This is a genomic window from Anaerofustis stercorihominis, assembly GCF_024623185.1.
Lineage (GTDB): Bacteria > Bacillota > Clostridia > Eubacteriales > Anaerofustaceae > Anaerofustis.
Genome location: NZ_JANJZK010000037.1, coordinates 1 through 4371, shown reverse-complemented (window position 1 = coordinate 4371; position 4371 = coordinate 1). Strand labels below are relative to the sequence as shown.

Annotated in this window: 2 protein-coding genes; both read right to left on the bottom strand. The window is 39.7% G+C overall.

The features are described from left to right. Positions 1-880: 880 nt before the first annotated feature. Positions 881-3526, bottom strand: a complete 2646-nt coding sequence (locus NSA01_RS09705; RefSeq protein WP_257481259.1) for a valine--tRNA ligase — start codon at positions 3524-3526, stop codon at positions 881-883. A gap of 23 nt (positions 3527-3549) precedes the next feature. Then, entirely contained in the window at positions 3550-3723 is a 174-nt protein-coding gene (locus tag NSA01_RS09700) for a hypothetical protein (protein WP_257481258.1), read from the bottom strand. Positions 3724-4371: the final 648 nt, after the last annotated feature.

Sequence of the window (4371 nt, the reverse complement as noted above, 5' to 3'; positions counted from 1 at the left end):
GGTTCTTAAGGGACGGAGTCCCTTATAACAGGGTTTTTAAGGGCAGACAGCCCTTAACTTTTGTTTCTTTGGAAAAAGAAAAAGTATTATTGTAAGAAATATTGGGGTATGATATAATATGAACAGTGGCGCAGTATCCTAGTCGGTTTCGCTATGGTTGAAGGCGGGGCTAAAAATCCGTCAAAGGGCATATCGATGAAGTTTCTTGTTTGGGCTTCTTACGCCCAGTAAGGGGTTCTTTCAGGAAGTAAGGAAGCTGGGGCGATCTGCAACGGCATGCAGGCGTAGACCCTACTTCCGCGGAGGCTCATAGAGATTTATTCTCTATGGGAGAAACCTATGGATGTGACAGTGCGGTGGTAAATCCGCTACTGATGCTGAAGTAGTGTAGCCTGTTTTGAGTGATATAGGGGGAAATACGGAACCAACTTTTTATCGAGTGAGCTCTAAGATAAAAAAGTATTGCTTATGAAACCTATATTGCAAAAGAAACTAGATCATAGTGAAATCGCTGAGGAAAGCTCCTAGGCTGTTTCTAACGATGGTAATTTGGGGATTACAGTGTGAACTAAGTGGGGATTTGGTTCTGCCCGCAGTAATGAGGCAGGGAAATATTGAAAGGGAAACCGCAATTACGGCGACGTTTTTGTATATTTTCGGGAAATCCTACCAAACCTAAGTCGCAAAGTTTACTTAAATTACTGCCACTGAACTTTATAAAAAAAGGACAGGCGTCATGCCTGTCTTTTTTACTGCATTAAAACTCGAAGTTTTTTATTTTAAACTAACTGTTAAAACCTGATTATACAAAGTATAACCTTACACAAAAAAAGGACTTAGGATTTTCCTAAGTCCTTTTTTAAGGGAAGTACTCTTAATATTATTTAAGTTTATCGAGGCTCTCTTTGACTTCGTCCATCAAAGACTGATATTTTTTAAGTTTTTCTCTTTCACCCTCAACTACCTTTTCGGGAGCCTTATCGGTGAAATTCTTGTTTGAAAGTTTTTTATCAAGCCTTTCGATTTCCTTTATTAGTTTCTTTTCTTCATTTTTAAGTCTTTCTATTTCCTTTTCCCTGTCGATAAGTTCGCCCATAGGGATAAATATCTTACCGCCCTGTACGACTACCGAGAGTGCTTCTTCCTTATCGTATTCACTGTCTATGAAGCTTATATCTTTAAAACCTGCAAGCTTACACAAGATGTCTTTACTTGAAGAGAACACTTCTTCCATTTCTTTCGAGCCTGCAAATATATATCCGTCGGCTTTCTTTGAAGGTGGAATATCCATATTTGCTCTGGCGTTTCTAACCGCTCTTAAAGCCTCTACTATTATGGTTATATCTTCTTCTTCCTTAGGGAAGTTATATCCTTCTTTGTACTCAGGGTACTCAGCAGCAATAAGCATGTCCTTTCTTCCCGGCATAAAAGAATAAATATGCTCGGTGATGAAAGGCATATAAGGGTGAAGCATTTTAAGGATATTCATAAACACCAAGTTAAGAGTATACTGAGTGTTAAATCTGTCTTCTTTATTTTCAGAGTTCAGGCTTGGTTTGGCAAATTCAATATAAAGGTCGCAGAATTCACTCCATATGAACGTATAAAGTTTTTCAGCAGCGATACCGAACTCGTATTTTTCTATATTTGCAGTAACTTCTTTTACTATTTGATTGGTCCTTGAGATTATCCATTTATCCGTGTTATGAAGTTTGGATAGATCCGCTTCTTTGTTTGCGTCAAAATCTTCAAGGTTCATAAGGATAAACCTTGCGGCATTGTTTATCTTGTTGGCAAAGTTCCTGTTTGATTCGACTTTGCTTTCCTGCCACCTTGTATCGTTGCCGGCTTTATTTCCCGTAACGAGAGAGAAACGAAGGACGTCTGCTCCGTATTTATCTATCACTTCGAGAGGGTCTATTCCGTTTCCGAGAGATTTACTCATCTTCCTTCCCTGAGAGTCTCTGACAAGACCGTGGATATATACATGGTGGAAAGGAGGTTCACCCATTTGCTCTATCCCCGAGAATACCATTCTTGCGACCCAGAAGAAGATTATATCAAATCCGGTAACCAGTACATCGTTGGGATAAAATTTCTTAAGGTCTTCGGTTTCGTTCGGCCAGCCTAAAGTAGAAAAAGGCCAAAGAGCTGAAGAGAACCATGTATCGAGAGCGTCTTCATCCTGTTTAAAAGACGTACATCCGCACTTTTCACACTTAGCGGGCATCGTCTTGGAAACTACCATCTCGTTACATTCAACGCAGTAATAAGCAGGTATCCTGTGTCCCCACCAAAGCTGTCTCGATATACACCAGTCCTTGATGTTTTCCATCCAGTTGAAATATATCTTCTTAAATCTGTCGGGAACGAAGTTTACTTCTTTTTCATTCACGGCGTCTATTGCGGGTTTTGCAAGAGGCTCCATTTTTACGAACCACTGAAGCGAAGTAAGAGGTTCGACGGTTGTGGAACATCTATAGCATGTACCCACATTATGCATATGGTCTTCTATTTTTTCCAAAAGTCCCAACTCTTCAAGGTCTTTAACTATTGCTTTTCTTGCCTGCTTTGTCGTAAGACCCTGATATTTCCCGCCAAATTCGTTAATTGTCCCGTCGTCATTGAAAACTCTTATCTGTTCAAGGTCATGCCTTAGCCCTACTTCAAAGTCGTTAGGGTCATGACAAGGCGTTATCTTGACACAGCCTGTACCGAACTCTTTATCTACATATTCGTCGAATACTATAGGTATCTCTTTGTTCACAAGAGGAAGTATCAAACTTTTTCCTTTAAGGTGGAAATATCTTTCGTCATCGGGATTTATGGCAACCGCAGTATCACCAAGCATGGTTTCCGGTCTTGTGGTGGCGATAACGACAAATTCGTCGCTGTCCTTTATAGGATATTTTATATGCCATAAATGTCCAGCTTGTTCTTCGTATTCCACTTCCGCGTCACTTAGCGCTGTCTTACAGCTTGGACACCAGTTTATTATCCTGTTCCCGCGGTAAATAAGCCCTTTTTCATAGAGCCTTATAAAAGTTTCCTTTACAGCTTCGCTTACGCCTTCGTCCATAGTAAAGCGTTCTCTGGACCAGTCGCATGAAGAACCGAGTTTCCTTACCTGATTTGCTATTTCTTTTCTGTAAGTCCTAGCCCAGTCCCAGGCTTCTTCTAAAAACTTCTCTCTGCCAAGGTCCTGCTTTGTTTTTCCCGTTTCTTCTTTTATCTTATCGACTACCTTTACTTCGGTAGCTATACTCGCATGGTCTTCTCCCGGCACCCAAAGTGCGGCGTAGCCTTTCATCCTCTTATAACGGATAAGTATATCCTGAAGAGTATCGTCGAAGGCATGTCCGATATGAAGCTTGCCGGTGATGTTAGGAGGAGGCATTATAATAGTAAAAGGCTTTCCGTCCTTATTTATTTCGGGCTTGAAGTATCCGCCCTTTTCCCATTTTTCATATATTTTACCCTCTATTTTACCAGGGTCATACTGTTTATCAAGTGTATTTTCGCTCATCATTTACCCCCCTTATCTTAATTTTAGCCTATTTGTATAAGTGTAGCCATTATAACCATAAGTCCCATAGGGATTGCAAAGATACTTACTATTTTTTTATATCTTTCTTCGGGATCGTTTTGGTCAAATTTAGGAAGGAAATATGCACCTGCCGCAACCATTAAAATCCCTATTATTCTTACTATCCAAATCTTCATTTTATATACCCTTTCATGTGTAAAATTATAACAAATATGATAACAAAATTCGGATTTTTTGTCAATGAAAGTATTGAGGGGCGCTGCCCCTAAAACCCCGCCAATTTTTGCTTGTCCGACTCGCAAATATTGCTAACGCAAATCCGCTCGTGTTATTAATTGTGTTTCACACATCTAAAATTTACTTAAGTAAATTTTAGTAAGCCTTCTTCGAAGTCTTTTAATAGTCACAATATGGACAAAAAGACTCCGCTGGGCGCGGTGCCTAAGCCTTCGGCAGAAGAGATATAAAACTTACAAAAGTCAATCATCATATTACCTAAAAGATTTATTACCTTAAATATAATATAAAACTTTTTAATCTAAAGATGAGGGATAGCGGTTCGTTCACAAAATGCGGGCAGTATTCAAAATAAACTTGCAATTTCTCAAAACGACCGCTGCCCCAACCCTTTAAAGTAAGCTTAACCTATTCATCTTCTTCTAAAATATCTTTCATCATCAATGCTCCTATACGAAAGCCAACCACATATGCAGGGCTATGCCCTTAAACCCGTTGTAAGGGACTCCGTCCCTTAAGAACCCTGCGAATATTTTTCCGAAGCAAAAAATATTCGATAAAATGCTTTCACTCACTCGCCGTGGTGG